Annotated in this window: 1 protein-coding gene; it reads right to left on the reverse strand. The window is 59.3% G+C overall.

Going from position 1 to position 253, the window contains the following annotated elements:
* On the reverse strand, positions 1-253 hold a 253-nt coding region (locus ACSV5T_RS10125), incomplete at both ends, for a TIM-barrel domain-containing protein (protein WP_438321052.1).

Genomic DNA, 253 nt, shown 5'->3' on the forward strand with positions numbered 1-253 from the left:
TCGTCTTTTGAACCTCGGTAATGGCCACCGATATCGTGGCTCCACCAGCCATAGCCGATATTGGAAGCGGTCGCCGTAAAGTACGGTTGGAACGCGAGCGACGCCCACGAAATCAACGTGTCTCCCGAGAAACCGACCGGATAGCGGTGACTGCCCGGCCCCGAATAACGGGAGAAGATGATTGGTCGATCGCCATCCCGGGCGATGTCGGCCGCGTGATAGTGGTTCAGCATCCAGAGCGGGTCGAGCCCTT

The organism is Veillonella sp. ZSJB6, from assembly GCF_051549505.1.
Lineage (GTDB): Bacteria > Bacillota > Negativicutes > Veillonellales > Veillonellaceae > Veillonella.